The organism is Halorhodospira sp. 9621, assembly GCF_022228055.1.
Classification (GTDB): domain Bacteria; phylum Pseudomonadota; class Gammaproteobacteria; order Nitrococcales; family Halorhodospiraceae; genus Halorhodospira; species Halorhodospira halophila_A.
This window is the reverse complement of the sequence record NZ_JAJNRD010000070.1, coordinates 1-2,505: the sequence shown is the minus strand read 5'-3', so window position 1 is coordinate 2,505 and position 2,505 is coordinate 1. Positions and strand designations below refer to the sequence as shown.

The following is a 2,505-nucleotide window of genomic DNA, read 5'->3' as shown; positions in this document are numbered from 1 at the left end:
GCGCTCGCAGACACCCAGGGATGAGATCTATCGGCCGGGGAACTAAAGCGCACGCAGTTTGCAAGAGGCTTAGAAGGGGCTTTCAAGAGGCTTCCGAGGGCCTTCGAAGGGGCTTCAAAGGGCCTTCCGAGGGGCTCTCAAGGGGCTTCCGAGGGCCTTCAAAGGGGTGTACATGCAGAGCAATGGGTTCGCTCATACCCCAGCCTGCTGGCGGAACCGGCCACGTTCAGCCAGATAACGCGGTCAGGATCGTGCGGAATGCGCGCCTGCTCATGGCCCGGCGCTATCGATTGTCGGAGCGGGTGAGAGCCGCCCCTCCTCTCCTGGCGGGGCCAGAGGCCGACTGCCGCCCTTGGGCTCCGAGTTCGCCCAGCGGAGCCCGGCTCGTGGCAGAAGACCCGTTGATTCGACCTATGGGCATCGAACGAGGCTCACGTGGCTGGGTACTACTGGTTGAACTCCCCGGAATAACGCCCCAGCACAGGAGACAGGAGGTCAATCGAGCCCCCGACATAGTCCGAGTCGATACCAGGCGAGGCCTGAGAGGTGCTCGAGGTTCGCGCGCAAGCTTACGCCGCTGGCTCGCACCGCCTCAATGGCCAATTGGTGGCTCGCACTTGCCCGCGCCCACCATGGGGTGTTGCTGAGCGGACCATTCCTTCGCCTCCAGCGTTGGCGCCCGCCCCCCCAAAATGAATTGCCCACAAGCCACCAAATCCTTTAAGGCCTTAACAGAAGTCATATCACCATTCCTGAATAGGTGATCAGTTTCTTCGGGCTACGCCCCACGACAGGATGCCACCGGGGGTGGGGCCGAGCAGCCCAAGGACCTTCAAGCGCTGGAAGACCTGGGCGTCGGAGCTGCTCATGCTTAACCCCGCGTGATGCCAGCTTGGCCGATAGGACACGGATCAGGGAACTGAGTCAGCCATCCCGCGTTCGGCGAATATTGATGAGGCGTTCGGCTCACCAAAGATGGACGGAAGGACTCGCGTACCAACGGCCATCACTCCCGCACCCTTCGGCCATCGAATGCACAAACTCGAGCACTCGCTGACCATCATCCGGCCCGCCGACTCGGGTCCGAACACACCCGCCGCCAAGGCTCCCAGCTTCCAGCCCGAAGCTGCGCCCCCGAGCCAAAGACTCCGGGCCACCGGCCCAGTCAATGCCAACGGCCGATCCGCCGTTGGCCATTTTTTTTGCCAAGACAGCCAGATTTTCTGCACAGCCTCACCTAGTCCCTACAGAGCTCCAAACAGCTCGACGAGGCCTCAAGCATGAACACAGAACCGAGGGATCTACCAAATGACTAGGAGCAGGCAAAACGATGACGCAGGTACAGATACAGCACCCAACAAGCGAAGCGCCAAGCAATCCATCTTGGACGCAGTCTTCTAAGACCAACAGGGAAGATGTTCTGCGCATGAAGGCCATCCGTGGGAACCCACCTTTTGGAGGTTGACAGCGCAGAGAAACGCTTTCTATGTTAAATCAAATGGCACAAAAAAGAAAACGCCTACCTTGCTCGCAAGGTTCTATTCTCTAGAAGCGGAAGTGTGGAGTTGCATGATTTTGCCACCCCATGGGTGGTTAAGGTGTCTCTTCAAAATTCGGAAAATGACAGAGGGTTTTTTATGAGCAATGAAATCAAAGTTGGTCGATCGGGTTCGTTTTATGTTCAAGAAGATGGGTGCGCTGTCCTTTCTCTTGAGATTAAGTACTGGTCGGGTAGGCCGAAATTAGAGCGTTTTATCGAATATGATAAGAAGGTCACAGTAAGTCCGCATTCGTGTCCTCGAAGCAACAGCGGAAACGGTATTGACCAATATACGCTAGAGCAATTCGGAGTCTATGTCGCGCGTGGCGTGATCGCGACGAGCCGTGATGTGGCCACTAAATACCTTCTTTTTAATGAAGACGGTGTCGAAGAGCTGAGCGATCAAGACCTGGACGATGTGCTAAGAGATCAGTTTCCGGCGTCAGCTCAAGCTTATGAGCACGAAGTAGCGCGCAGGAAACGTCTTGAGGAAGAGCGGAAGCGCTTGGAGCGTGCGATTGTTGAAGAGCGCGATCAGTTCGAGGAAGTGGTTTCTGAAGAAGGCTATACAGCAACTCCGGAATTTCCACAAATACCGGCAAACATAGCGGAGCGGCAGGAGGATGAGGAGGAGTTGGTTGTAGAGTTTGGAACGCCAAGCGCGTACGTTGTTAACACACCGTGCTATGCTTCTGAAAAAACGGCGGAAGAGGCCATAAAAAAGGCACGCGAGAAATATCAGCAGCGCGAAGAGAATATTGCGAAATCAAAAGAGATCGCGAAACAAAAGAAATGGCCGAAACTGAAGGGCTCGAAGAGGCAAGTCCGGTGGGCTGAGCAAATTCGTGTTATCGGTTTCGAGAAAGGGTGTGTGAGTGAGGATGAGCTAAAGAATAAAAAGGAAGCGAGCTTCTGGATTGATAGTTATAAACACCTAACAAGGTAGCTTACTAAGATTTCAGCAG

1 protein-coding gene is annotated in these 2,505 nt (G+C 55.1%); it reads left to right on the top strand.

Annotated features, from left to right (window positions below):
* The first annotated feature begins 1,559 nt into the window (after positions 1–1,559).
* A complete protein-coding gene (locus LRF89_RS13050; protein WP_238637341.1) occupies positions 1,560–2,486 on the top strand; it encodes a hypothetical protein in 927 nt (308 codons plus the stop codon).
* Positions 2,487–2,505: the final 19 nt, after the last annotated feature.